Genomic DNA, 25,231 nt, shown 5'->3' on the forward strand with positions numbered 1-25,231 from the left:
GCATGAGCCAGGCCCACGGCCTTTATATCGAAGATCTGGAAATAGGCCAGAGCGCATCGGTTTTAAAAACGGTCAGCGACCAGGATATCCGGCAGTTCGCCGAGATCACCGGCGATACCAACCCGGTTCACCTGGATGAAGACTTTGCCGCCCAGACCCAGTTCAAGACCCGTATCGCCCACGGCATGTTCAGCGCGGGCCTGATTTCCGCGGCTATCGGCATGCACCTGCCTGGCCCGGGGTCGGTCTACCTGGACCAGAGCCTCAAGTTTCGCCTGCCGATTCACCTGGGCGACGAGGTGGAAACCCGTGTCACCATCACCGATATCAACCTGCGCCGTGGCCGGGTCACGCTCAGCACCGACTGTTTTGTCGCGGGCAAACGCGTCACCCAGGGTGAGGCGGTGGTCATGGTGGACAAGAAACCCGCCGCCTGAGGACGCTTCCCATGCTGATTCATCCCGACAAATCCCTGCTGCTGGTGATCGATGTGCAGGACAAACTGCTGCCCGCGGTGGCTGAGCCTGAACCGCTGCTGGAAAATTGCCGCTGGCTGCTGGAGATCGCCGATTACCTCAAGGTGCCGGTGCTGGGCACCGAGCAGTACCCCCAGGGCATAGGCCATACCGCCGAGCCCCTGGGAGCACTGATTCCCGCCGGTGCCATGCTGGAAAAGACCCACTTTTCCTGTGTGGCGGAGCCGGCCTGCGCCGCAGCCATCGAGGCGTGCCAGCCGCAGCAGGTTGTTATCATCGGTATCGAGGCCCACGTCTGCGTACTGCAAAGTGCACTGCAACTGCGCGAGCAGGCTCGGGATGTTTTCGTGGTGGCCGACTGCATCGCCTCACGCAACCCCCAGGACAAGGCCCTGGCCATCGAGCGCATGCGCCAGGCGGGCATTCAGGTCGTCAGCCGGGAAATGGTCGCATTCGAATGGATGCGCAAGGCCGGCACGGACAGCTTTCGCCATATCAGCCGCAATTACCTGCGCTAAGCGCTCACCCGGCCCGCGCCATCCCTGGGCACCCGGGTGCGGGCACCTCTGCCCGACTCAGCTTCCCTGGGAACCCGGCACCCGGGCCACATGGCGCACGAAGTCATCCGCCCCCATGACGCCCACCACCGTCAACTGGGGCAGGAGAGTACCGTCGGCACCATAGAACAGCAGGGCCGGCGGACCTATTACGCCGTATTCGCGACTCAGCACCTTGGCCGCTTCATCATTGGCCGTCACATCAACCTTGATCAACTGATACCCGGCCAGCGCCTGCTGCACACCGGCATCATTGAAAGTGACATACTCCAGCTCGTAACAGGAAACACACCACTCGGCGAAGAAATCCAGCATCACCGGCTGGGCGTTGCGCCGCGCCTGCTCCAGCAAGGGTTGCAGCTGCGCCATGGAGGTCACCTTCTGAAACGCCATTCCCTGGGCTGCCACGGGCTGTGTACCCGCCAGCCCCTGCAGCGGATACACCAAGCTGCGACTGCCCGAGAACAGTCCAACCATAAGTGCAATGCCGTAGACCAGCAACAGCAGACCCACACCTTTCCAGAGCCGGTGCCAGCTGCCATTTGCTTCGGGCAGTCGATCCAGTGCATTCATATAGACCGCGGACACGACCAGCACCATCGCCGTCAGCGCCATGGTCAGCTGATCGGCCATGATGCGATCCAGCATCCAGATAGCCATCAACAGCAGCAATACACCAAAGCCCGCCTTGACCGACGCCATCCAGGCACCGGCCCGCGGCAGCAGTTTGCCGGCCGAAGCGCCGATCAGCAAGAGTGGAAAACCCATGCCAAGGCTCAGGAAGAACAGTGCCAGGCCGCCGAGTACCGGATCACCAGTCTGGCCGATATAGATCAGGGCACCGGCCAGGGGCGCGGCCATGCAGGGGCCTACGATCAGCGCCGAGAGCAGCCCCATGAAGGCGACACCGCGCAGACTGCCAGGCTTGCCGCGATTGCTTGCCCGGGTCAGGCGACTTTGCCAGCGCGCCGGCAACTGCAGCTCATAGAAACCGAACATCGACAGGGCCAGCAATACAAAAATGCCGGCAAAAATGGAGACAATCCAGGGATTCTGGAAAGCCGCCTGGATATTGGCTCCAAAGAGCCCGGCCAGTACCCCCGCCAGGGTGTAGGTAACGGCCACCGCCAGCACGTAGACCAGCGACAGGCTGAATGCACGACCCGTGGTCATGCGCGTGCCATGCCCGGCAATGATGCTGGAAATAATGGGAATCATCGGAAAAACACAGGGCGTGAACGCCAGGGCGAGTCCTGCCAGAAAAAAGGCACCCAGCGTGAAGGCAAGGCTGGCATCGCGCAGCAAACCGGCAAAGCGATCCTGCTCGCTGACAGGCAGCTGCGCCGCGCCGGCAGGTGCCGCAATGGCGGCAACTGTGCCAATGACTGCTGTGTCAGGGGCGGAAATTGCGGTCTGCGTACCTGGCGCTGCTGCGGCTAACTCAGCGATATCGGTCAGGCTGATATCGCGGGTAACCGGCGGGTAACAGATGCCCCCCTCCCAGCAACCCTGGTAGGTGACCGCCAGGGTATCATCGGTGCGGGCACCGACCAGACTGGCCAGTTGCAACTCCACCTCGGCAAATGCGTGATACACCCAGACCTTGCCAAACAGCGGATCGTCTTTTTCCTCTGCCGGTGCATTGATGCGCTGCACCACCTCGGAGCGCTGCGAAGTACTGCTGAAATCCATTCGGTCGCGGTACAGGTAGTAATCCGGCGCAATGGTCCACAACAGCTTGACCCGGCCCTCCCCCAGCGGTTCGACATCCAGCCTGAAGGCCTCATCGACCTGCAGCGGACCCTCGGCCGCGGCAAAGGGGTTCTTGTCGAACAGGCCGGCCTGTACGCTAAAGCCCAGTGGCAACAGCAGCATGAACCACAAACAGCGGCGTACTAATACAGAGAAATAACAGTGCACGGGATTCCAGTTTCCACAGGTTGATCAAAATGGCAGCCAGTAGACCACGCAGCGGCCTGCGAGTTCGCACCCGGACCCGCAGCAGTGCTCATTATTGTATCACCGCACCGGAACATGAGCCCGTTTGGGCTTATAACCTCCTGATTTATGTGTTAAAAAGATTCGCACGTAGGCAATAAAAGAAGCAGCGCAGCGCTGCTGCAGGGAAATACCATGACCGATATACGCGTAGAAGACCTGAATATTGATTCGCACTCCGTGCTGATCACCCCCGAAGCCCTGAAACAGAAGCTGCCGATCAGTGATGCCGCGGCCGAAACCGTGATGGAAGGCCGCAAGGTCATCCGCGACATCCTGGACAAAAAGGATCACCGCCTGTTTGTCGTTATCGGCCCCTGTTCCATCCACGACCCTGCAGCGGCCATCGAGTATGGCAAGCGCCTCAAGGCGCTGGCGGAGCAGGTCAAGGACAGCCTCTACCTGGTCATGCGCGTCTATTTCGAAAAGCCCCGTACCACCGTGGGCTGGAAAGGGCTGATCAATGACCCGCACATGGACGATTCCTTCGATATCGAAGAAGGTCTGCACATTGCACGCAAACTGCTGCTGGACCTGTCGGAAATGGGCCTGCCGCTGGCGACCGAAGCCCTGGACCCGATTTCACCCCAGTACATGCAGGACCTGATTGCCTGGTCCGCCATTGGCGCCCGTACCACGGAATCCCAGACCCACCGGGAAATGTCCTCCGGCCTGTCCTGCGCCGTGGGATTCAAGAACGGCACCGACGGTGGCCTGACCGTCGCCATCAACGCACTGCAGTCCGTCAGCCACCCGCACAATTTCCTGGGCATCAGCCCGGACGGTGAAGTATCGATTATTCGCACCAAGGGCAACCAGTACGGCCACGTGGTGCTGCGCGGCGGCAACGGCAAGCCCAACTACGACTCCGTCAATGTCACCCTTTGCGAACAGGCGCTGGAAAAGAACGGCCTGGCCCGCAATATCATGGTGGACTGCAGCCACGCCAACTCCAACAAGGATCCGGCACTGCAGCCGCTGGTCGCCGAGAACGTCGCCAACCAGATTCTGGAAGGCAACAAGTCCCTGGTGGGCCTGATGATCGAGTCTAATCTGGGGTGGGGCAACCAGCCTATTCCTGCGGACCTGAGCGAACTCAAGTACGGCGTCTCGGTGACCGATGCCTGCATCGACTGGGATACCACCGAGAAGAGCCTGCTGAAAATGCACGCTCAGCTCAAGGACGTTCTGCCCAAGCGTTAAACCCGCCCTGGCCCGCAATCCTTGCGGGCCAGTCTTCCCCTCCCAGCTCCCTCGCACCGCCCAAGACGGCTACCGCAAGCTGCGATGGCGCCGTTTGCGTGTGCAGCGACGCCCGGCCAACAGCCGCGTAACCACGCGCAGCCTGGAAGCTCGCGCATCCAACTGTACAGCCGCCGACGATAAACAGAAGTAAACAAGCCGGGAGACAAAAGACAACAGGGCGTGGCTGGAAAGCCTGCCCGACCTGCAGGACGCAGGTCGGGCAACAACAAAGGATAGCTGTTACTTGGCCTGACCTTCAGCAGACAGGGCCGCCGCCGCGTCACGGGCGATATTCTTGCGCAGGAAGCCGATACCTACAGCAACGAAAGCCACGCAGCCCGCAATGATCAGAACGCTCGGAGCAAAGGAAACCAGGCTGTATTTGTCGATCAGGGTCATGGAGCTAAACCTCATATAGTCTGTTTTTTGTACAAATCTGGCAGCGGATTATAAGGAAAGCACCGCATATGTCCAGCCTCTTCAGCGCCTTAATCCCGCTCAAGCCGCGCCACCAGGCTACAGGTATCCCAGCGCCCACCCCCCTGCGCCTGAACATCCGCGTAGAACTGGTCCAGCAAGGCGGTAACCGGCAGACGGGCACCGTTGTTGCGCGCCTCATCCAGCGCAATGCCCAGATCCTTTCGCATCCAGTCGACGGCGAAGCCAAAATCAAACTCGCCATCCAGCATGGCCTCGTGCCGGTTGTCCATTTGCCAGGATCCTGCGGCACCATGCCTGATCACATCAAACAGGGCGCGCCCATCAAGACCTGAGCGCTTGGCAAAATGCACCGCTTCCGCCAGTCCCTGGACCACGCCGGCCACACAGATCTGATTGACCATCTTGGCCAGCTGGCCGCTGCCCGCTTCGCCAAGCAGACGAGTGGATTTTCCATAGACCGCCAGTACGGGCTCAGCCCTGGCAAAGGCATCGGCGGCACCACCGCACATGATGCTCAGCTGGCCATTCTGCGCCCCGGCCTGACCGCCGGATACCGGGGCATCAACAAACTGAAAGCCCCGTGCTTTTGCCTGCGCCTCCAGTTCCCTGGCCACATCGGCCGACGCCGTAGTGTGATCCACCAGCAAGGCACCGGACTTCATGCCGGCAAAGGCGCCCTGCTCCCCGACAACCACCTGGCGCAGGTCAGCATCGTTGCCCACGCAGGTGAAGACGATATCGGCAGCGGCAGCCGCCTTGGCCGGTGTGTCCGCCAGGGTACCACCGTACTGCTGAACCCAGTGCTCTGCCTTGGTCCGGGTGCGGTTGTAGACGCAGACATCGTGTCCCGCCTGTTGCAGATGTCCGGCCATGGGATACCCCATGGTGCCCAATCCCAGAAATGCCAGCTTCATGTCATGTCCTATGCACGGTTTGCGGGCCCCTGTTATGCCATATTTCGCCCCTGCCTGGCCAGCCGCACGGCAGCGGTGACGCCACCCGGCAGGCCTGCTAAGCTGATACGTCCCGGACACATTGGAGGTTGCCATGAAGTCAATTCTGCTGGGCCTTGGCCTCGGCCTTGCAGCTGCCCTCGCCAGCCCCCTGCCCGCCCAGGCGGCAGAGTCGGTGTACGAATTGAGCTTTGCCGACCTGGAGCGCAACCCCGCGCCACTGGAGCAGTATCGCGGCAGGATTTTGCTGCTGAATTTCTGGGCCACCTGGTGCCCGCCCTGCATTCGTGAAATGCCTTCGATGACACGGCTGCAGCAGCACTTTAATGCCGGAGACCTGTCCGTCGTGGCGGTAAATGTAGGCGAGAGCCCAGAGGCGATAGCGAGCTTTCGCCAGAAGCTGGATACGCCGCTGGCATTTGAACTGCTGCTGGATGAATCAGGCAGCGCCTTTCGGGAACTGGGCATCCCCGGGCTGCCCATGAGCTACCTGTATGATCGTGACGGCACGCTGCTGGAAACCGTCACCGGCGGTCACGAATGGGACTCACCACAGAGCATTGCCAAAATTGAGGCCTGGCTGCAGCGGTAAGGGCCTGAAACACCCCGGGGCCCGTCAGTGCTTGTAGGGGTCTGCCGCGTCCAGCAGGCCATCGCCCAGGAACTGATAGGCCAGCACGACCAGGATAACCGGGATAACCGGGTATAGCAGCCAGGGATAAAGCACCACGTAATTGATGTTCTGCGCCTCATTCAGCAGCACACCCCAGCTGGTGACCGGTGGTCGCAGCCCCAGCCCCAGAAAACTCAGTGCCGTTTCACCCAGGATCATGGTCGGGATGGACAGCGTGGCCGAGGCAATCAAATGGCTCAGGAAACTGGGCATCAGGTGCTTCATGATCACGCGCCCGGGCTTGGCTCCCATAAGCTGCGCCGCCACGCAAAAATCCTCTTCACGCAACGCCAGCAACTTGGAGCGCACGGCACGGGCCAGGCCCGGCCAGTCCAGCAAGGCCAGCAGCACCGTTATACCAAGGAAGATCAGGGTCGGTGGCCAGGTGACCGGCAATACCGCCGACAGGGCCATCAGCAGCGGCAGCATGGGAAAGGAGCGGATCACCTCGATGGTGCGCTGCACGATGTTATCGACAATGCCGCCATAGTAACCGGCCACCCCGCCGATGGTGATGCCCAGAAAGAAACTGATGGCGATACCGATCAGCCCCAGGGTCAGGGATATGCGCGCGCCGTAAACGATACGCGACAGCATGTCCCGCCCCATCCGGTCCGTGCCCAGCAGGAACATCGGGCTGTCGGGTGACGGACACACCAGGTGAAAACTGCCGTCAAACAGCCCCCAGAATTTATAGTCGGCCCCCGCATAGTCACTGCCGCTGCAGAAAAAGCGAATGGGATTCACCCGGGTACGGTCTTCCTGGTAAACCCATTGCAGGTTCTCCATGTCCAGCGTCACGTCTATGCCATAGACAAAGGGCCCCCGAAACTCGCCTTCGTCAAACCAGTGCACATCCTGCGGCGGTGCGAACAGGTAGTCCACATGACGGGCTTCGAGCTCATAGGGCGCCACCACTTCGGCGAACACCACGATGAGGTACATCAGCGCCAGAAAGCTGCCACTGATCACCGCCAGGCGATGGCGCTTGAGCTTCCACCACACCAGGCGCCACTGCGACGCCATGTAATAGCGTTCCTGCTCGGGCGTCAGTTCAAGGGCGGCATAGGGATTGAAAGGCGCGGGATTGACGTAATGCTCCTTCTGGTCACGACTCATCGGCTGCTCCCTCCGTCCAGCCGAATACGCGGGTCCAGCACTGCCAGCGCAAGGTCGGAAATCAATGTGCCCAAAACCGTCAGCAACGAGATAAACATCAGGAAACTTCCCGCCAGGTACATGTCCTGCGACTGCAGCGCCTTGAGCAGCATCGGACCCGTCGTTTCAAGTCCCAGCACCACCGAGACGATGACCGCACCGGATATCATTTCGGGCAGCAGGTTGCCGATATCCGCAATAAAGGGGTTTAGCGCCATGCGCAGCGGATACTTGACCAGCGTCTTGACCGGCCCCAGCCCCTTGGCCTTGGCCGTCACCACATACTGCTTGTGCAGTTCATCCAGCAGGTTGGCCCGCAGACGGCGGATCATGCCGGCGGTGCCGGAGGTGCCGATCACCAGCACCGGCACCCAGAGGTGCGCCAGCACCGACATGACCTTGTCCATAGTCCAGGGCTGGTCGATATACTGCGCATCCATCAGGCCACCGATATCGGTACCGAAGTAGGCCTTGGCCATGTACATCAGCACCAGCGCCAGCAGGAAATTGGGGGTTGCCAGGCCGATAAAACCGATAAACGACAGCGTAAAGTCGCCAATGCTGTACTGGCGTACCGCCGAGTAGACGCCGATGGGGAACGACATCACATAGACAAACAGCGTCGTGACAAAGGCCACCAGTACGGTCAGGTACATGCGGTCACCGACCACTTCGTTCACCGGTTTGTCATGCTCGAAGGAATGCCCCATGTCACCGTGCAGCATGCCCCAGACCCAGTGGAAATACTGTTCGACGACGGAACGGTCCAGACCATACTGCTCGCGCAGGTAGGCCACCCGCTCCTGGTTGACGTTCTCGCCCTGGGACTGCAACTCGTTGACCATCGTGGTCAGGTAGTCCCCCGGCGGCAGCTGGATGATGGTAAACACCAGCATGCTGATCACGATCAGGGTCGGAATCATCATCAGCACTCTGCGAACGACGTATTTCAGCATGATTAGTGCGCCGTGCCCTTTTCAAACCAGAAGGTATCGGGCGAGTAGAGACCAAAGTGCGCACCGGGATCCCAGTTCCAGATGCCCTTGTCCGGGACATTGTGCAAGCGGCTGTTTATGGCGATGGGCTGCATGACCCCCGCCAGAATACCGATGCTGAAGAGGTTATCGGCATTGATTTGCAGCATCTGCTGCCAGATGTCGCGGCGCTGCGCCGTGGAATCCGCCTGGTACCAGTTATCCAGCAGACTCATCAGCTGCTGGGCTTCAGGAAAGTCCGGCGCAAGCCCGGCGGCACCGTGGGTTTCCCTGAACTGGCCAAACTTGGGCCACTGATAATAGTCCTGCTGCACCGGTGCCAGTTCATAGGGAGAATTGGCCGCAGTGGCGATGCCGTTTTCAAGCCCTGACGAGATCGTCATCAGGGTTTCGCCGGCATAGACACGCCGCCGCACGTTGTCCAGATTGGAAGGCTTGATATGCAGTTTGATACCCAGCTGGCGCCACTTGTCGCCGACCAGCTGCAGGACGTCGGCCTGTTCGCTGGTACCGTCGAAGGTTTCGACGATGATTTCCAGCAGGCGACCATCGGGCAGCTTGCGCGTACCGCCGATATCCTTCTCGGTCAGGCCGATCTCATCCAGCAGCCGGTTGGCCTCCTTGAGGTCAAACTGCGTCCAGCTGGTACGGTACTCGGGCTTGTAAAGCGGCGAGCGTTCCAGCAGCGTATTCTGCCCTTCGACCGCCATGCCGTAATAGATGACCTGGTTGATTTCGTGGCGGTCTATACCCAGCGACAGCGCGCGTCTGAAACGCACGTCCCGGAACAGCCCGCGCCAGACGGGGTCATTGTGATTCAGGTTGGGGAAAAGGGCCTGGTGAGCCCCCTTGGCAATCGGCCAGAGCGTAACCCGGTAGTTGTACTCCGGCGCATTGCGCTTTAGCAGCGTGAAGTCATTGAACCGCAGGTACTGCGCCTGCAGGTCGGTTTCTCCCGTGGCGGCCTTGGCCGGTATGAGCTTGGATTCGGTGATTCCCAGAATCACGGTATCGATATAGGGCAACTGCTGCCCCCTGGGGTCTACGCGGTGGAAAAAGGGATTGCGCTCGAACAGGTAACGACTGCTGGGGCTTGCCGTGGTCTGGTGCCAGGGCTGCAGTACGGGCAGATCGGGGTTGTCGGCGCGATAGAGACGCCCCATGGACGTATGCAGCGCGGCCCAGTCCCGCTTGCCCTCATCCAGCACCCGCTCGGCCAGCTTGTAAGCCTCGGTGTACTTGATATGAAACTGTTTAAGGTAATGTGACGGTGCATAGATATACAGGGGCGTCGCCGAGGCCAGGTGCGCCAGGAACTCGGGATTGGGATCGGCCCAGGCATAACGTACCGTTACCGCATCCGGAAAGCTGACGTCAGGGAACTTGCCGTTAATCATCAGCTCGGCGGGGGGGCCCACCGGGTAGAGCTGGTCGTTGTTGGCAATGTCCTGCCACCAGTAACGAAAATCGTCCGAGGTAAAGGGCGTCCCGTCGGACCAGCGATGACCGGGACGCAGGTGGAAGGTAAACACCCGATCCTGCTCAATATCGACAGATTCGACGATATCCGGCACAAGGTCGAGCTTTTCGTTGTAGCGCACCAGGCGGGCATAACCGTAAACCGTCATGCGACGGGTATCCTTTTCCTTGCCCATCAGCATCGACAAGGTGCCGCCGTATTGCCCCACTTCCTGCCCATTGGCGGCGAAATCCATCTTCAGGGGCGCCTGGGGCAAGCGCGCCTCAACCGGTGGCAGCTCACCGCTGGCCACCCGCGCATCCAGCGAGGGCGCCTGGGAGTAGCTGTCCGCAAGTACCCCTGCGCTACCGCCAAGCAGTGACAACAGCACCAGACCACAACGCCAGTCAAAAAATTTCATGCTACCAGTTCCTCAGGGCGCGTACCGGCCACAACGCGGACAAAGTGGCCTTTTTCGAATTCAATCAGAGATGCCGGAGCGTCCGGATGGTGCGTAAAGGGCATGGGCCAGTCCTCCGGACAGGACGCTCGGTCAAGCATCAGTCGTTCGAAGTCTAGCAGGTGATCCGGATTGGGATCCGGCACCGCACTGAGCAACGTCCGGGTATAGGGATGCAACGGCCGGCTGAACAGCTGTGCCTTGGGCGCTAACTCCACCAGCTGGCCCCGGCACATCACGGCAATGCGGTCAGCGATATAGTCCACCACCGCCAGGTTGTGGCTAATAAAAAGGTAGGTGAGCCCGAGCTGCGCCTGCAGATCCTTGAGCAGGTTGAGGATCTGCGCCTGCACCGAAACATCGAGCGCGGAAACGGGCTCGTCGCAGATCACCAGGTCAGGGCTCAGGGCCAGGGCACGGGCAATACCGATTCGCTGGCGCTGACCGCCTGAAAAACTGTGGGGATAGCGCTGCAGATAACGCACATCCAGGCCAACCAGTTCCATCAGTTCACGCGCCAGCGACTGTCGCTCCTGCTGCGTCCCTATACCATGGATAACCAGCGGCTCCGTGATGATTTCAAGGATTGTCATGCGCGGGTTCAGCGACGAGAACGGATCCTGAAAGACGAACTGCATGCGCTGGCGAAAATCCAGCAGTTCCTGCCCCTTCAGGGTTGCAAGGTCCAGATCCCGGTGGCCGTCATAGAAACTGACACGGCCCGCATCCGGATTCAGCGCCCGCATCAGAATCTTGCTCAGGGTTGTTTTGCCACAGCCGCTTTCGCCCACCAGACCCAGACACTCACCACGCTGAATATCAAAGCTGACATCGTCCACCGCCAGGATATCGGACACCGGCCCCGCCGCAGCCGAACGTATGCGAAACTGTTTGCGGATATTGCGCACGCTTAAAATGGGTTTGTTCGGATCGGTTGTGGCCGGCAACGGATGCTTGGGCGTATGCAGATTATCGGTATTGGGGCGGATCTCGCGAATTGGCACCAGTCGCTCGTCCGGGCGCATGCCAAAACGCGGCACGGCCTTGAGCAGCGCCTGCAGGTAGGGATGCGAAGGCTGGCGGAATATATGATCCAGGGTGCCGGCTTCCATCAGCTCGCCGTGATATACCACGACCACCTCATCCACCATGTTGGCGACCACGCCAAGGTCATGGGTGATCAGCAGCAGCGCCATCTTGAGTTCCTGCTGCAGATCGCGAATCTGTTTGAGGATCTGCGCCTGGATGGTCACATCCAGTGCAGTGGTCGGCTCGTCGGCAATCAGCAATGCCGGGTGACACACCAGGGCCATGGCAATCATGGCACGCTGGCGCAAGCCGCCCGACAACTCGAACGGGTAGGTTTTAAGGGCTCTGCGCGCATCCGCAAAGCCGGCCAGGTGCAGAATATCCTGTGTCAGCTCCAGCGCTTCGGCATTGCCGACGCTGCGGTGCATACGCAAGGCTTCGCTGATCTGGTCACCAATGGTGTGCAGTGCCGACAGCGACGTACTGGGTTCAGGAAAAATAATAGAAATCGACCCGCCGCGAATGGCTCGCATCTGGGCACTGTCACGATGCAGTGCGGCGATATCCACCGTCTGGCCGGACGCCGGATCACGAAACAGTATTTCGCCCGAATCAATCACGCCGGCCTTGGGCAACAGCCCCATGATGGCCTGGCTGATCACCGACTTGCCGGAGCCCGACTCGCCCACCAGCGCCACGGACGCCCCTGGCGCTATGCTGAACGAAACACCCTTGACCGCCTCGATCACCCCTTCGGGCAAGCGAAACGAGACACGAAGGTCTTTTACCGTCAATAAGTCATTCAAAACCAGGCCTCTCGATATACTGCATCACATAAGAGATTCTGATCATTCAAAGGCCTGTGCGGGCTTGCCTGACACCCGGCGAGCGGTGCCTTGCGCCTAATCAGAAGCTGACCAAAGTTTAGCTGCTTTTGTTATATAGCCCTATTGTATTCATCAGGCTCAATTCGTCGCAAGATCGCGACATTCTTGCACACCAGATTAACATCAGCCACTGTCGACTTAACAGCCTGTGAAGGAATGCTGCACTAAAACCCGTTACAGAACTACCCCCACAGCCAGCAGGCATGGCAATGGGCATATATAGGGGCCATGAATGCGCTCCAGGCCGGTGGAAGCCCAGAGACGGAGGCGCGCTGAATGGGTATCAATCAAAAGACAGCGCCATTATGGCGCAATGGAAGGGCGTAGACAGAAAGAGGCGATACGGCACCCTGCGCACCGGCGGACAGTACGCAGGGCTGGAACCGAATCAGCCCTTGATAGCCGCGTGGGCAGACAGGCTTTTGACGATCGCCATCACCATTTGCGCGGAATGGGTCGCCGCTGTTTCGAGGAATTGATCAAAGGACAGGTTGGATTCCTTGCCGGCAATATCAGACAGGGCCCGAATCACGATAAAGGGTACATCGAAGCAGTGACAGGTTTGGGCGATCGCGGCGGCTTCCATTTCCACCGCCTTCATCGTCGGGAAGAGCGCACGGGTTTTGGTCACACGCTCGGCGCAGTTCATGAAGCTGTCTCCGGTCGCGATCAGGCCACGCACCGTTTTCATGCCCTGCATCTGCCCGATGCACTGCTCGGCCAACTGGGCCAGCAGCAAGTCTGGCTCAAACGCGGCGGGCAGGCCCGGCACCTGGCCAGGCTCGTAGCCAAAGACAGTGACATCCACATCATGGTGGCGCACTTCGGTGGAGATCACGATATCGCCCACATCGAGCTGTTCATCAAAGCCACCGGCGGAGCCTGTGTTGATAATGCAATCAGGCTTGAACACTTGCAGCAACAGCGCCGTACTGACCGCCGCGTTAACCTTGCCGATACCGGATTTCAACAGCACCACCGACTGCCCGTGCATTTGCCCGCTAAAGAAGGAGAAGCCGGCATACTGGTGCTCTTCGATCGGCTGCAACGCCGATTTCAGCAGTTCGACCTCCTGATCCATGGCACCAATAATACCGATGCGTAATCCATCCTTTTGCTTGAGTATGTCAGCCAGCCGCGTGCTCATCTATCGTAACTACCGTTGTTCTCTGTGAATTATGTTTTTCGCGGAGCAAGAATACGTAATTTACCCTGCAGAAAGAATAGTGCAGCTTGCTTAATTGGCGCCAGAAAGGATTATTTATCCAGGTTCGGAAAATTCGGAACACCAGGCGTCACCTGACGACAACACAAGGCGGCGAGCTGGGCCTTCGGCAGCCCCTAGCCTCAACGCGGATACAGGCCGTCCCAGCCAAAGCGGGTAAAGAGCCGATCGCAGGCCGAATCGACCGGACAGTGCAGATGAACAGCCTCGCCGCTCACAGGGTGGGAAAACTCCAGCTCGGTCGCCATCAGCAGCAATCGATGCAGATCAAACTTTTCCCGGAACAGGCGGTTGTGCTTGCCATCTCCATGGGCAGTGTCTCCCACCAGCGGGTGAAAGATATGCTTCATGTGACGGCGAATCTGATGCTTGCGCCCGGTATGCGGCTTCACTTCCACCAGCGAATAACGCGCACTGGGGTAACGGCTAACCGGGAACGGCAACTCAACGGTGCCCAGGCGGCGAAATTCGCTGCGGGCATCCTTGGCCGGCTTGTCTGGGTCCGCAAAGGGATCGGCCTTCTTGTCGAAGATTGGCTTTAGCGCATAATCGATTAGGCCCAACTCCGGAGTATAGCCACGGGTGACGCACAGGTAGGTTTTACGCACCTGGCGTTCGGCAAACGCAAGGTTCATGTCGTGAGCGACCTGCTTCTGCTTGGCAAATACGATAACACCCGAGGTCGCACGGTCCAGCCGGTGAATGGTGTAGACGGTGTCTTGCAGGTAATCCTTGAGCAGGGCAACGGCATTGGGTGTATAGGAGGGGGCGATCCAGCTGGGATGAACCAACAGCCCGGAAGGCTTGTCTATAGCGACGAGGTATTCGTCCTCAAACAGGATCTTCAGCTCGGACATGGTCTTGTATCAGGCTCACGCGGGATCTTAAACAGGGGGAGGCGCCAGCAAAATGGCGGTGAGGCAGGGATTTGAACCCTGGGAGCCTTTCGACTCGCCGGTTTTCGAAACCGGTGCTTTCGGCCACTCAGCCACCTCACCATCGCTTGCGGCGCATAGTGTACGTGGAATTACCGCCAAGTCAAACGCCTGAAAGGCTTGTAAATTCATACATAAAGGGCATGATGTGCCTACTGGACCGAAATCAATCGAGGGAAACCATGCGTAACGTTCGTACCATCAATAACGATGCATACAGTTCATCCGCTCTGGCGACCAACAAGGTTCTGCGCAATACCTACTTTCTGCTGGGTATCACGCTGGCATGGTCTGCCATCATCGCAGGCGTTGCAGCCGCCATGGCCCTGCCCCGTCCGGGACTGATTATTACACTGGTGGGCTTTTACGGCCTGTTGTTCCTGACCGAGAAAAACCGCAACAGCTCACTGGGCTTGCTGTTCGTGTTTCTGCTGACAGGCTTCATGGGCTACACCCTGGGACCGATCATCAATATGGTCATGGCCCGCGGCGGCTCTGAAATTGTCATGATGGCGCTCGGCGGTACTGCCCTGACATTCTTCACCACCTCGGCCTACGCGCTGACCACCAAGCGGGATCTTTCCTTCCTTGGCGGCATGCTGCTGGCAGGCTTCGTGGTACTGATTGTGGCAGTGATCGCGAATATTTTCCTGCAGATGCCCGCACTGTCGCTGGCTATCAGCGCCATGTTCATCCTGTTCTCGGCCGGCGCTATCCTGCTGACGACACAGTCGATTGTGCGTGGTGGCGAAACCAACTACATTTCTGCAACCGTGACGCTGTATGTTTCCATTTACAACATCTTCGTCAGCCTGCTGCAGATTCTGGGCGTAACCAGCAGCGACTGATCCTGCGGCCGGCTCATTGCCGGCAACCGCTAAAGCGACTGCCAAGCCCCGCTATCTTTGCTAAGATAGCGGGGCTTTTGCATTCAGAAACAGCAACTTGATCAGGCGGGCGGCGCTTAGCTGCCAACCCCAGACTGCTGCCAGCACCACTTTACGTGCACACCGGACAGGTTGAACATGATCTTTTCGCTACTGGTTAACGCCGCTCCTCACAGCCACCAGGCCGCCGAAACCGCCTACCGCTTTGCCGTCGCCTGCCTGCAACAGGGACACAGCATCCACCGCATATTCTTTTATGGCGATGGCATCCATGGCGCCTCGGCGCTGGCGGCACCACCACAGGATGAGCTTAACCTGCCGGCCCGTTGGCAGGCACTGGCGCAAGCGCACGATCTCGACCTGGTGGTGTGCATCGCGGCCGCCGTACGCCGCGGCGTACTGGATGCCAACGAAGCCCGCCGCTATGAGAAGCCCGCTCAGAATTTGCATGACGGCTTCGAGCTTTCGGGGCTCGGTCAATTGACCGAAGCGGCCATCGTATCCGATCGACTGATCACTTTCGGAGCCTGACATGAACACACCCAAACGCTTTCTGGTGATCTCCCGCCGCCCCCCCTACGGCAGCAGCCATGCCCGGGACGCCCTGGACACCGCCCTGACCACCGCGGTGTTCGAACAGCCCGTCAGCATGTTGTTTCTCGACGACGGCGTGTACCAGCTGCTGCAGTCTCAGGAACCCGCCGCAATACAGCAAAAGAACCTGGGCGCGACCCTCAGCGCTTTGCCGATGTACGATATTGATCAGCTGTACGCCTGCAACTGCGCCATGCACAATCGCGGACTGGTGGCCGAGGACTGCCTGCTACCGGTTCAGCTGCTCGACGAAGACGGTATCGCACAGCTGATCCGTTCCCATGATGTGGTAATGAGCTTCTGACCATGACCCTGCATACCCTGAACCGCCCGCCCTCCAATACCGCTCTGCTGGCTGACTGCCTGCGCGCCTGCAGCAGCGGCGACTGCCTGCTGCTTATTGAAGACGGTGTTTATTGCGCCCTGGCCGACCTGAAACTTCAACTGCCGGACGGAGTCACCGCCTGCGCCTTAGCAGCCGATGTTGCCGCCCGCGGCCTCCAGAGCCGCCTGCACGACAGCATCCGGCAGCTGGACGACGCCGACTTCGTGCAGCTGTGCTGCGACCACCCCCGGGTGATCAGCTGGTACTGACATGACATACCTGGACCTGAACGACCGCCGCATCGAACTCGACAACGAAGGCTACCTGCGTGACCTGTCCCAATGGACCCCGCAGGTCGCAGAGGCGCTGGCCGCACAAAGCTCACTGCAACTGAGCGAGGCCCACTGGGAAGTCCTCTATGTGCTGCGCGACTTCTACCAGCGCTTTGAACATGCACCCGCCATGCGCCCACTGGTCAAGGCCGTCGGCCTGAGCCTGGGACCGGAAAAGGGCCGCAGCATTTACCTGCTAAAACTGTTCCCCGACAGCCCGGCCAAGCTGGCGGCACGCCTGGCAGGATTACCCAAGCCCACCAACTGCCTCTAGCACCGGCACCGCTGTTTTCAACCTCTGAAAAGTGACAATAACAATGAACCAGCCCCGCATCGCATTTCTCGGAATCGGCCTGATGGGCCACCCCATGGCTCTTAACCTGCTGCGTGCAGGCTACCCCCTCAACGCCTGGAATCGCACCTTCAGCAAGGCTGAGTCACTGCGCAGCGATGGCGCCTTGCCGTACCACCAGGCGCAGGACGCGGTGAAAGATGCCGATATCGTCATCAGCATGCTGGAAAACGGCCCGGTGGTCGATGCCGTGCTGTTCAGCGAGGCAACACTTGCGGCCCTGAAACCTGGCGCGCTGGTGATCGACATGAGCTCAATACCCCCTGCGATGGCCAAGCGCCACCACCAGCTGCTGGCCGAACGCCAGCACGGCTACCTTGATGCCCCGGTATCCGGCGGCACCCTCGGCGCGGAGCAGGCCTGCCTGTCCATCATGGCGGGCGGCAGCAAGGCGGACTTTGAGCGGGCCGGGCCAATATTTTCCCGCCTCGGCAAGGCTGCCACCTACATAGGTCCGGCGGGCTCCGGCCAGCTGGCCAAATGCGCCAACCAGGCCATTGTCGGCATTACCATCGGCGCCGTCTCCGAAGCCCTGCTGCTTGCGGCCCAGGGCGGCGCAGACCCTGCAGCCGTGCGCGAAGCCCTGCTTGGCGGATTTGCCAGCAGCCGCATACTGGAGCTGCACGGACAGCGCATGATCGATCGCAGTTTCATGCCGGGCGCCACCGCCCGCGTGCAGCTCAAGGATCTGCAAACCATACTCGATACCGCGCAGCAAGAAGACCTGCAATTGCCACTGGCCGAGCAGGCCTTCGCCCAGTACAAGCATCTGGTCGAACGCGGGCTGGACGGCGTCGATCACAGCGGCCTGCTGCTGCAACTGGAGGCACTGAATGCGCCTGCACGCCTGAATGACCGGGAAACCATCAAGCCCAACGACATGCCCGAGGCCTGAATAGCAACCCAGTACCGAAACGCAGCACGCCACGCCGGGCGCGACCGTTTACTCGCCCTGCAGGGTCAGCACGATATGGCGACTGCCGCCCCGGTTTCTGTGCTCGCAGAGATAAATTCCCTGCCAGAGCCCCAGATCCAGGTGCCCGTCGCTCACGGGAATACTCAGGCTTGAGCCGAGCAGGCCGGCCTTGATATGGGCCGGCATGTCATCCGGCCCTTCGTCCAGGTGGGTGCACCAGGGCGCATTTTCCGGCACCAGCTGGTGAAAAAAGGCTTCGAAATCTCGCCTGACATCCGGGTCGGCATTCTCGTTGATCGCCAGCGAAGCCGAACTGTGCTTGATGAACAGGTGCAACAAGCCCACCCGCAGCCGTTGCAGCTCGGGCAGCTCGCGCTCGATATCCTGGGTAATGAGATGAAAGCCCCGGGCACGGGGACTTAACTGTATTTCCTTTCGAATCCACATGGTTATCCCCGCCCCCACCATTTACTGCTTTCCGCTGGCACTGCCCGCCCTCACTGAGCCTCAGGATCTATAAAGCCGCCCGCCACCTGCAGCGGCTGCAGATTCGCCTCCAGGCTGACCCAGGCCACGAGCGCCACGCGGCGTTGCCCCTTGTCGGGCACGGCCCCCAGATCCAGCGACCAGCGACCGTTTTCAGGCGCACGCCGGTGATAATCGAGCACAACAAAATCATGGGACAGCCGACGCCCGCTGTTTTCTCCGGCCTTAACCTCCGTATGCAGCCCCATCCCCAGGCGCACCAGGTGCAGCGCATGCCTGCCGCGGCCGGTAGCGTTGTAACGCGCCTCCAGCTGATCTGCCTGGTAGTCGAGCAACAGAACACCGGCCGTGACAGGAGCGATCTGCCAGCGCCGCTGACCCCGCAGCCAGCCACGCCACTCCTGCCCGTTCACAACCAGCCCGGGGGTATACACCTGACTGACATGCCCCTGACGCACATAGCTGCGCTGACGCTCGCTATAGCGGCCTGATGAAAACCGATCCGGCCAGCCCAGCTGATTCCAGTAATCCACATGGAACGCCACAGGGAACAATGTGCCAAACAGCTGCGGATCCGCTGCCAGCGTGCTTAGCCAGGCGTCGGCGGGCGGGCAACTGCTGCACCCTTCGGACGTATAGAGCTCCACCAGGTTCGCGCCCTCTGCCGCGGATTCGAACCTTTGGGCCTGTACAACACAGCACCACAGCAGCACCCAGACGCCAAGCAAAACCGCTCTCATATCTCATGTCTCCGGCTGATGTATCGGTGCTCGACTCGGCGACATCCTCAGCCAGTCTGCTCCAGCGGATACCCTGCTTCCTGCCAGGCCGTCATGCCGCCATCTAGGGCAGAGGTGCGCAGAAAGCCCAGCTCGCGCAGTGTCGCGGCCGCCAATGTCGACACCTTGCCAAACTGGCACAGGGTCACGATACGCCGGGTCGGATCAGGCAGGACATCGTTAACCCGCAGTTCGAGCTGGCCGCGCGGCAAATTCACGGCACCGGGTATGTGAGCGGCATCAAAGGCATCGCGCTCACGCACATCCAGCACAACCAGGTCCGCGCTTCCCGCAAGCGTGCGGGCACGCAGCTCGGACAGGGATACAAAGGGGGTTTTGCTCGCGGCCTCGGCCAGCAGTTGCGCCACGCTTTTGCCACCACTCATGTTGGTACGCAACGCCTCGGTCAGGTGCGTCGGCGCATTCAGGTCCAGCTGCTCCATCATCTGTATAAAGTCCAGGCGATCACTGTGCTGCAAGCGCGGGTTACTCGCCAGCTCCTGTGCGATCGTGGTAAAGCCGCGCTGCTTGTAATCATGGGCCGGATACACGCGCAACGCCGGATCGAGCTTGAGGATACCGTTGAACAGGCTGTCATAGAGCGCAGACGGATCTCCCGAGGGCAAATCCGTGCGACCGGTCCCCCCGATCAGCAGGGTGTCCCCGGTAAAAATCCGGTCGTCGAGCAACAGGCACATCGAATCCGCGGTGTGGCCGGGCGTATGCAGCGCCTGTACGCGCAAGTTACCAACCCGCAACAGGTCGGCATCCTGCAGGCGCAGATCGGCGAAGGGCGCGGGACTGTCGCGATGCATCACCACCGGAACCTTCAGCGCCTGCGCGATGGCACGCGTGGCGGAAAAGTGGTCGGCGTGGGTATGGGTATCAATCACATAGTGAATGCGCAGCCCGTCCCGGGCCGCGAGCGCAATATAGCGGTCGACCTGGCTGATCTCGGGATCAATCAATACCGCCGAGCAGCTGTCGGCGCAGCCCACCAGATATGACTGACATCCCCCCGTTGCAATCTGCTCAAATATCATCGTCGTGCCCTGCCCTGATTATGCCCGTAGCTACAACTGTAGCCATCAGGCGCGCAATGACCTAACGCCGGTAACTGAGAATCTGCCCCTTGAATGGCTGCGCCAGGTAGTCCACGTTTTTCGGCGCAGCCTGGGAGTGGCTGTAGCCCAGGGCAATCATCAGCTTGCTGAAGCGCGCATGGTTGCCGCGCCCGGGATCAACCAGCACCACCGCGCATCGGGGCCTGGCATGCTGCTCGATAAAGCCCGCCAGCAACTCGACGTGTTCACGCTCATACAGCAGATCACTGCCGACAATAAGGTCGAACCGGCCCAGCGTCGTTTGCGTATCCCCCCAGCCGGTACGGACAAAGGGAATCGCCCTGCCATGATTGAGCTGCACATTTTCGCTCAGGAAAGCGCCAACCTCGGGGTGATAATCCGTCGCGGTAATATCTGCCAGGCGATGATTCAACACCAGGCTGGTCAAACCAAGACCACAGCCCACCTCCAGGATGCGCTTGCCGGCAATTTCATACTCGAACATCAGATGGGCCAGCACCTGTCCGGATGGCCAGACAACGCCAAACAACGGCCAGGAGGCCGACGAGATACCGAGCTTTTCGGCGGCACCGCCGGAGTCTAGAAATTCCTGCTTGTCACGCAGGGATCGAACATGGATATCGACAGCCCCAAACTCCAGAGTCTGGTAACGCACACGTAATGCTGACATAGATGTCCTTGGGTTCGTTGATACGCAGGCGTGGCAACAACCAGATTGCCTGCGCAGTAGCTCCAGAGTACTCCCTAAGACCCCGACTGACCATGACACCGGCAAGCCCGTGCGAACATAAAAAACGCCCACCTGAGTGCAGGCGGGCGTACAGAGAAACAGGCTCGGGAAGACGCCTACATGACGCGGTTGGTGGTGAGGTACTTGCTAGCACCATCCGGCCCGGTACCGTCGGCGTACAGGGTGACGCCGGAGCGCAGGCAGATATTAAGATTTTCGTGGGAGGCAGCGGTTTCTGCCGGCAGCAGATGCTCAACCATAGCCTTTTCTTCAAGCAACTCCGCTTCGGTTGCCTTCATGCGTTCTCGACTGAAATCGTTCAGCTCAAGCCCCTGCACGATCTGGTAACGGCCATAGTCACAGCGCACCGGGAACGAATAGATAATGCCTTTCTCGATACCATAGCTGCCATCACTGACAATCCCCATGCTGACAAACTCACCCGAATCGGTACCCAGCACCCAGTCACGCATGTGATCAACAATACCCTGGGCCGCCGACGCTGCACTCGACTGACCGCGCGCCTTGATAATTTCGCCGCCACGAAACTGAATCTTGGGAATATATTCATCGGTGTACCAGTCGAAACGGATCTGATCCATGGCCGAACGGTCCAGAATGGTCGCCTGATGCAGGTCCGGGTACTGCGTCGGGGAATGGTTGCCCCAGATGACAACACGGCGAATATCCCGCGGGCTGGCGCCGGTATGGTTAGCCAGAATACCGCGCGCACGGTTCTGATCCAGCCGGGTCAGCGACGTAAACTGTGACGGGCTCAGATCCGGCGCATTGCGGCTAGCGATCAAGGCATTGGTATTGGCCGGGTTACCCACCACCAGCACCTTCACGTCGCGGTTGGCAAAATTATTCAGTGCGCGGCCCTGGCGGGTAAAGATCTCGGCGTTAACTTCCAGCAGATCACTGCGCTCCATACCCGGCCCACGGGGGCGGGCACCGATCAGCAAGGCAAAGTGGGTATTCTTGAAACCATCCTCGACATTGTCATGCAAGGTTATGGTGTGAAGCAGCGAATAGGCGCAATCTTCCAGCTCCATCGCGATACCGCGCAGCGCTTCCATCGCCTGGGGCACTTCGATCAGCTGCAGGATAACCGGCTGGTCCTTGCCCATCATTTCACCGGAGGCGATTTTGAACAGCAAGCTGTTGGCGATGCTGCCGGCAGCGCCGGTTATGGCAATTCGTACTGGTCTTCTCATCTGGAGCTCCGTAGGGAATACAGGAAAAGTAAGGTCTGATATAGACCTACTAATACCAAAGTCGAATGACGAATGTAAGTTTCGCTGCGACTCTTTCAAGACAGACCACGACGGGCGCAAACGGCAGGCCCACAAATGAAAAGGGTCCGTCATTGCGGACCCAAAAGCACGGTGCTGACAGCACAGGACTCAGCCTAGGAGCCCCATGCGCAATCAGGTGTCAGGCGGCGCGTCGAAACAGCCGGTAAAAGTTTTCACTCGAAGCTGCTGCTATTTCCTCTACCGGCACACCCCGGACGTCCGCGATACAGCGTGCAACCTCACTGACAAAGCGCGGCTCATTCTTTTTGCCCCGATGCGGCACCGGCGCCAGATAAGGCGAGTCGGTTTCGATCAGCAAGCGATCCAGCGGCATTTTGCGCACAACGTCTCGCAGGTCCTGGGCATTGCGAAAGGTTACGATCCCCGAGAAGGAAATAAAATAATTCATATCCATGGCCGCCGCCGCCATTTCCCAGCTTTCGGTAAAGCAGTGCAGCACACCGGCCACTGCCGGATCACCATGCTGCTCGATCAGCGCCAGGGTATCTGCCCGGGCATCCCGGGTATGCACGATCAACGGCAGGCCGGTTTGCGTACTCGCCTGCAAGTGGTTCACAAAGCTGGCCTTTTGCAGTTCGGCGGACTCTGCACTGTAAAAATAATCCAGCCCGGTCTCCCCAATGGCAATGACCTTGTCCCGCGCGGCCTCGCGTACCAGCGCACTGACCTCAACGAGGCCTTCATCGGAATGCAGTGGATGCACCCCTACGGATGCGAAAACGCCCTCGTGGGGCTCGATACTCCGATAGAGCGCGGAAAAGGACTCCATGCTGACCGACACGCTGAGCAGCGTATCAACCTGGCTGGCCCGGGTGGCCGCCAGCATGGCATCGAAATCATGGTTGTAGGGTGCGAGGTCGATCTTGTCGAGGTGACAATGGGAATCAATAAACATCAGACGGGATTAGCTCGGCAGAATAAACAGAATTACAGCGAATGGGTTCGACGCCCCGAATTCAGCGCACCGGCAAGGTAGGTCTCGACCTTGCGCACGAGGGTATTATCGTCCGGAGACAACTGGATGCCGATGCCCGGCACACGGCCTCCCTGGGCAACCCGGGGCGTGACCCAGATCACCTTGCCGGTCACCGGCAGCTTGTCCGGTTCTTCCATCAGGCTCAGCAACATGAAAACCTCTTCACCCAGCTGATAGGCCCGCGGCGTCGGGATAAACAGGCCGCCGTTGGTCACAAAGGGCATAAAGGCCTTGTAAAGATCTTCCTTGGTTTCTATGGCCAGGGACAAAATACCATGACTGATGCGCGGCACTAAGGACATCGAGCTAAGCTCCCACTCAGTTTTATCTCACCAGCGCCGACCAACTCAACAATATCCGCTCCAGCAGCAGTTGGCGGTTGGGGTTCAAGCGCTGCATCAGACTGACCCGCTCCTGGTGGACCAGATCAGACAGTGCGTAAACAGCCTGGGCACTGGTTTTGCGCGACACAGCCCGCAGCATGTTATTTGCATCCAGATGACGCAAACAACTTTCATCACCGGTGCCCAGAACCCGCACAATATCTAATAGCCAACCATACAACCATCCCAGCAAAAGCTCCAGATCTTCTTTGGCCAGCTGCTGTGCGACTTCCAGCGCCGTACGGCGCTGCTTCAGGATGTCCGCCAGACCCTCGATAAACTTGCGCCGCAACTGCATCAGGTCCTGTTCAATATAGTCGCGGGCACGCAATGGCGATCCCAGGCAGATACTCAGTAATTGCTGCGCCTTGTCAGACTCGAGCTCGAGCTGCCCGCACAGCCACTGCTGCGCGACTGCAGGCTCGGGCAGATGACAATCCACCCGCTGGCAGCGGCTGCGAATGGTCGGCATGACCTGCCCCAGGCGATGCGTCACCAGCAACAGGATAGTATCGCGTCCGGGTTCTTCCAGCGTTTTCAGCAGGGCATTGGCGGACGAGGGATTCATCGCCTCAGCCGGCTCCAGTATCACCACCCGGTAACCACCCTGCTGCGCCGTGCTGTGCAAAAAACCCGTCAGGTCACGCACCTGCTGCACCTTGATGGGCTTGCCCGCCTCTTCCGGAGACAACTGAAACAGGTCAGGATGCCCGCCGCTGTCAAACAGCACACAACTGCGACAGGTGCCGCAGGCGGCATCGCCGCGTGCTCCCTGGCACAGCAGGTAGCGTGACAGCGCCTGGGCAAAATCCCGCTTGCCGATACCCTGGGGGCCATTGATCATCAGTGCATGGGGCAGGCGCTGCTGGTCATGCAGGCGAGCCAGGTAACTCCAGCGCTCACCCAGCCAGGGGTAAACTTGCGTGCCGGACTCATTCATGGCCCAGCGCCTGCAAGCGGTCAAGGTGGGGAAGCAATTGCTGGCGCACCTGTTCGATATCCAGCGCCGCATTGATCAAGGCAAAACGCTCGGGCTCGGCGTTCACCCGTTGCAGATAGCTGGCGCGTACCCGCTCGAAGAAGGCCTGCTTTTCCTGCTCAAACCGATCCGGCATGGACCGCCTGCGCGCACGTTCCAGCCCGATGTCCACCGGCAGATCCAGCAAGAAGGTACAGTCCGGGCGCAGCGCACCCTGCACCAGGGACTCCAGCAGGCGTATGCGTTCGACATCCACACCCCGCCCCCCCCCCTGGTACGCGAAGGTGGCATCGGTAAAGCGATCACAGAGCACCCAGCTACCGCGTGCCAGCGCAGGCTTGATGAGCGCAGCGATATGCTGGGCGCGGGCAGCAAACATCAGCAGCAGCTCGGCATCTTCGCATACCTGTTCGTCCCGCGGACTGAGCAGCAGTGCGCGAATCTCCTCGGCCAGCGGGGTCCCCCCCGGCTCGCGGCTGAGCACAACATCGATACCCCGCGCCTCGAGCTGGCGGCGAATGAAGTCGATATTGCTGCTTTTTCCGGCACCCTCGGTGCCCTCGACGGTGATAAAGCGCCCTCGCTGTGCAGTCATGG

Annotated in this window: 28 protein-coding genes and 1 tRNA gene; 10 read left to right on the forward strand and 19 right to left on the reverse strand. The window is 59.8% G+C overall.

From position 1 onward, the window contains the following. Window positions 1–2: 2 nt before the first annotated feature. Complete coding sequence (locus KDW95_RS07540; protein ID WP_255855673.1) at window positions 3–437, forward strand: MaoC family dehydratase; 435 nt, start codon at window positions 3–5, stop codon at window positions 435–437. 11 nt (window positions 438–448) lie between these two features. Then, complete coding sequence (locus KDW95_RS07545) at window positions 449–994, forward strand: hydrolase (RefSeq protein WP_255855674.1); 546 nt, start codon at window positions 449–451, stop codon at window positions 992–994. Window positions 995–1,051: 57 nt separating this feature from the next. Here the strand turns inward: KDW95_RS07545 and dsbD are convergent, their stop codons facing one another. Beyond that, window positions 1,052–2,908: a protein-disulfide reductase DsbD gene (gene dsbD, locus KDW95_RS07550; RefSeq protein WP_255855675.1), complete on the reverse strand. Its 1,857-nt coding sequence runs from the start codon at window positions 2,906–2,908 to the stop codon at window positions 1,052–1,054. A 258-nt stretch (window positions 2,909–3,166) separates the two neighbouring features. Between dsbD and KDW95_RS07555 the strand changes: the two genes are divergently transcribed. Further along, the gene (locus tag KDW95_RS07555; RefSeq protein WP_255855676.1) at window positions 3,167–4,234 is read left to right on the forward strand and encodes a 3-deoxy-7-phosphoheptulonate synthase; all 1,068 of its coding nucleotides are present in this window, start codon (window positions 3,167–3,169) and stop codon (window positions 4,232–4,234) included. A gap of 282 nt (window positions 4,235–4,516) precedes the next feature. Here KDW95_RS07555 and KDW95_RS07560 read toward each other — a convergent pair whose 3' ends face one another. Together KDW95_RS07560 and KDW95_RS07565 are read right to left on the reverse strand one after the other, a co-directional pair. Then, entirely contained in the window at window positions 4,517–4,675 is a 159-nt protein-coding gene (locus KDW95_RS07560; RefSeq protein ID WP_255855677.1) for a hypothetical protein, read from the reverse strand. Between the two features lie 89 nt (window positions 4,676–4,764). Next, the gene (locus tag KDW95_RS07565) at window positions 4,765–5,631 is read right to left on the reverse strand and encodes an NAD(P)-dependent oxidoreductase (RefSeq protein WP_255855678.1); all 867 of its coding nucleotides are present in this window, start codon (window positions 5,629–5,631) and stop codon (window positions 4,765–4,767) included. Between the two features lie 133 nt (window positions 5,632–5,764). Here KDW95_RS07565 and KDW95_RS07570 point away from each other — a divergent pair, with 133 nt between their 5' ends. Beyond that, a complete protein-coding gene (locus KDW95_RS07570; RefSeq protein ID WP_255855679.1) occupies window positions 5,765–6,262 on the forward strand; it encodes a TlpA family protein disulfide reductase in 498 nt (165 codons plus the stop codon). 24 nt (window positions 6,263–6,286) lie between these two features. On the opposite strand, the gene KDW95_RS07575 is transcribed toward KDW95_RS07570, so the two are convergent. The 7 genes from KDW95_RS07575 to KDW95_RS07605 all read right to left on the reverse strand — a co-directional run bounded on the left by KDW95_RS07575 (window position 6,287) and on the right by KDW95_RS07605 (window position 14,554). After that, on the reverse strand, window positions 6,287–7,462 hold the full coding sequence (locus KDW95_RS07575) for an ABC transporter permease (protein WP_255855680.1): 1,176 nt from the start codon (window positions 7,460–7,462) through the stop codon (window positions 6,287–6,289). Beyond that, complete coding sequence (locus tag KDW95_RS07580; RefSeq protein ID WP_255855681.1) at window positions 7,459–8,457, reverse strand: ABC transporter permease; 999 nt, start codon at window positions 8,455–8,457, stop codon at window positions 7,459–7,461. The genes KDW95_RS07575 and KDW95_RS07580 overlap by 4 nt, the downstream gene beginning before the upstream one ends. A 2-nt stretch (window positions 8,458–8,459) precedes the next feature. Further along, the gene (locus KDW95_RS07585; RefSeq protein WP_255855682.1) at window positions 8,460–10,376 is read right to left on the reverse strand and encodes an ABC transporter substrate-binding protein; all 1,917 of its coding nucleotides are present in this window, start codon (window positions 10,374–10,376) and stop codon (window positions 8,460–8,462) included. Beyond that, entirely contained in the window at window positions 10,373–12,250 is a 1,878-nt protein-coding gene (locus KDW95_RS07590) for an ABC transporter ATP-binding protein (protein WP_255855683.1), read from the reverse strand. Before KDW95_RS07590 ends, KDW95_RS07585 begins: the two co-directional genes overlap by 4 nt. A 469-nt stretch (window positions 12,251–12,719) precedes the next feature. After that, window positions 12,720–13,478 carry a 5'-methylthioadenosine/S-adenosylhomocysteine nucleosidase gene (gene mtnN, locus KDW95_RS07595; RefSeq protein WP_255855684.1) on the reverse strand — a complete coding sequence of 253 codons (759 nt, stop codon included), beginning with the start codon at window positions 13,476–13,478 and terminating at the stop codon, window positions 12,720–12,722. A gap of 200 nt (window positions 13,479–13,678) precedes the next feature. Then, window positions 13,679–14,413: a pseudouridine synthase gene (locus KDW95_RS07600; RefSeq protein ID WP_255855685.1), complete on the reverse strand. Its 735-nt coding sequence runs from the start codon at window positions 14,411–14,413 to the stop codon at window positions 13,679–13,681. 53 nt (window positions 14,414–14,466) lie between these two features. Continuing rightward, window positions 14,467–14,554, reverse strand: a tRNA-Ser gene (locus KDW95_RS07605). 119 nt (window positions 14,555–14,673) lie between these two features. Between KDW95_RS07605 and KDW95_RS07610 the strand changes: the two genes are divergently transcribed. From KDW95_RS07610 to KDW95_RS07635, 6 genes are all read left to right on the forward strand, one after another. Next, entirely contained in the window at window positions 14,674–15,339 is a 666-nt protein-coding gene (locus tag KDW95_RS07610) for a Bax inhibitor-1/YccA family protein (RefSeq protein ID WP_255855686.1), read from the forward strand. A 177-nt stretch (window positions 15,340–15,516) separates the two neighbouring features. Then, window positions 15,517–15,909 (forward strand): sulfurtransferase complex subunit TusD, encoded by a 393-nt coding sequence (gene tusD / locus KDW95_RS07615; protein ID WP_255855687.1) that lies wholly within the window; start codon window positions 15,517–15,519, stop codon window positions 15,907–15,909. Window position 15,910: 1 nt separating this feature from the next. Then, a complete protein-coding gene (gene tusC / locus KDW95_RS07620) occupies window positions 15,911–16,276 on the forward strand; it encodes a sulfurtransferase complex subunit TusC (RefSeq protein ID WP_255855688.1) in 366 nt (121 codons plus the stop codon). A 2-nt stretch (window positions 16,277–16,278) separates the two neighbouring features. Then, window positions 16,279–16,566 (forward strand): sulfurtransferase complex subunit TusB, encoded by a 288-nt coding sequence (tusB, locus tag KDW95_RS07625; protein WP_255855689.1) that lies wholly within the window; start codon window positions 16,279–16,281, stop codon window positions 16,564–16,566. Between the two features lies 1 nt (window position 16,567). Beyond that, window positions 16,568–16,903 (forward strand): TusE/DsrC/DsvC family sulfur relay protein, encoded by a 336-nt coding sequence (locus KDW95_RS07630; protein ID WP_255855690.1) that lies wholly within the window; start codon window positions 16,568–16,570, stop codon window positions 16,901–16,903. Between the two features lie 43 nt (window positions 16,904–16,946). Beyond that, a complete protein-coding gene (locus tag KDW95_RS07635) occupies window positions 16,947–17,876 on the forward strand; it encodes an NAD(P)-dependent oxidoreductase (RefSeq protein WP_255855691.1) in 930 nt (309 codons plus the stop codon). A gap of 48 nt (window positions 17,877–17,924) precedes the next feature. Here KDW95_RS07635 and KDW95_RS07640 read toward each other — a convergent pair whose 3' ends face one another. From KDW95_RS07640 to tmk, 9 genes are all read right to left on the reverse strand, one after another. Then, the gene (locus tag KDW95_RS07640) at window positions 17,925–18,344 is read right to left on the reverse strand and encodes a secondary thiamine-phosphate synthase enzyme YjbQ (RefSeq protein ID WP_255855692.1); all 420 of its coding nucleotides are present in this window, start codon (window positions 18,342–18,344) and stop codon (window positions 17,925–17,927) included. Window positions 18,345–18,394: 50 nt separating this feature from the next. Next, the gene (locus KDW95_RS07645; protein ID WP_255855693.1) at window positions 18,395–19,123 is read right to left on the reverse strand and encodes a DUF1223 domain-containing protein; all 729 of its coding nucleotides are present in this window, start codon (window positions 19,121–19,123) and stop codon (window positions 18,395–18,397) included. A 47-nt stretch (window positions 19,124–19,170) separates the two neighbouring features. Then, window positions 19,171–20,205, reverse strand: a complete 1,035-nt coding sequence (locus tag KDW95_RS07650) for an MBL fold metallo-hydrolase (protein WP_255855694.1) — start codon at window positions 20,203–20,205, stop codon at window positions 19,171–19,173. Window positions 20,206–20,266: 61 nt separating this feature from the next. After that, a complete protein-coding gene (locus KDW95_RS07655) occupies window positions 20,267–20,917 on the reverse strand; it encodes a class I SAM-dependent methyltransferase (protein ID WP_255855695.1) in 651 nt (216 codons plus the stop codon). 176 nt (window positions 20,918–21,093) lie between these two features. Then, window positions 21,094–22,194, reverse strand: a complete 1,101-nt coding sequence (locus KDW95_RS07660) for a malate dehydrogenase (RefSeq protein WP_255855696.1) — start codon at window positions 22,192–22,194, stop codon at window positions 21,094–21,096. A 220-nt stretch (window positions 22,195–22,414) separates the two neighbouring features. Then, window positions 22,415–23,191: a TatD family hydrolase gene (locus tag KDW95_RS07665; protein WP_255855697.1), complete on the reverse strand. Its 777-nt coding sequence runs from the start codon at window positions 23,189–23,191 to the stop codon at window positions 22,415–22,417. Between the two features lie 32 nt (window positions 23,192–23,223). Then, the gene (locus KDW95_RS07670) at window positions 23,224–23,574 is read right to left on the reverse strand and encodes a PilZ domain-containing protein (protein WP_255855698.1); all 351 of its coding nucleotides are present in this window, start codon (window positions 23,572–23,574) and stop codon (window positions 23,224–23,226) included. A 22-nt stretch (window positions 23,575–23,596) separates the two neighbouring features. After that, the gene (locus KDW95_RS07675) at window positions 23,597–24,595 is read right to left on the reverse strand and encodes a DNA polymerase III subunit delta' (protein WP_255855699.1); all 999 of its coding nucleotides are present in this window, start codon (window positions 24,593–24,595) and stop codon (window positions 23,597–23,599) included. After that, entirely contained in the window at window positions 24,588–25,229 is a 642-nt protein-coding gene (gene tmk, locus KDW95_RS07680) for a dTMP kinase (protein ID WP_255855700.1), read from the reverse strand. The genes KDW95_RS07675 and tmk overlap by 8 nt, the downstream gene beginning before the upstream one ends. Between the last annotated feature and the right edge of the window lie 2 nt (window positions 25,230–25,231).

The sequence above is a fragment of the Marinobacterium rhizophilum genome, from assembly GCF_024397915.1.
In the GTDB taxonomy this organism is placed as follows: Bacteria; Pseudomonadota; Gammaproteobacteria; order Pseudomonadales; family Balneatricaceae; genus Marinobacterium_A; species Marinobacterium_A rhizophilum_A.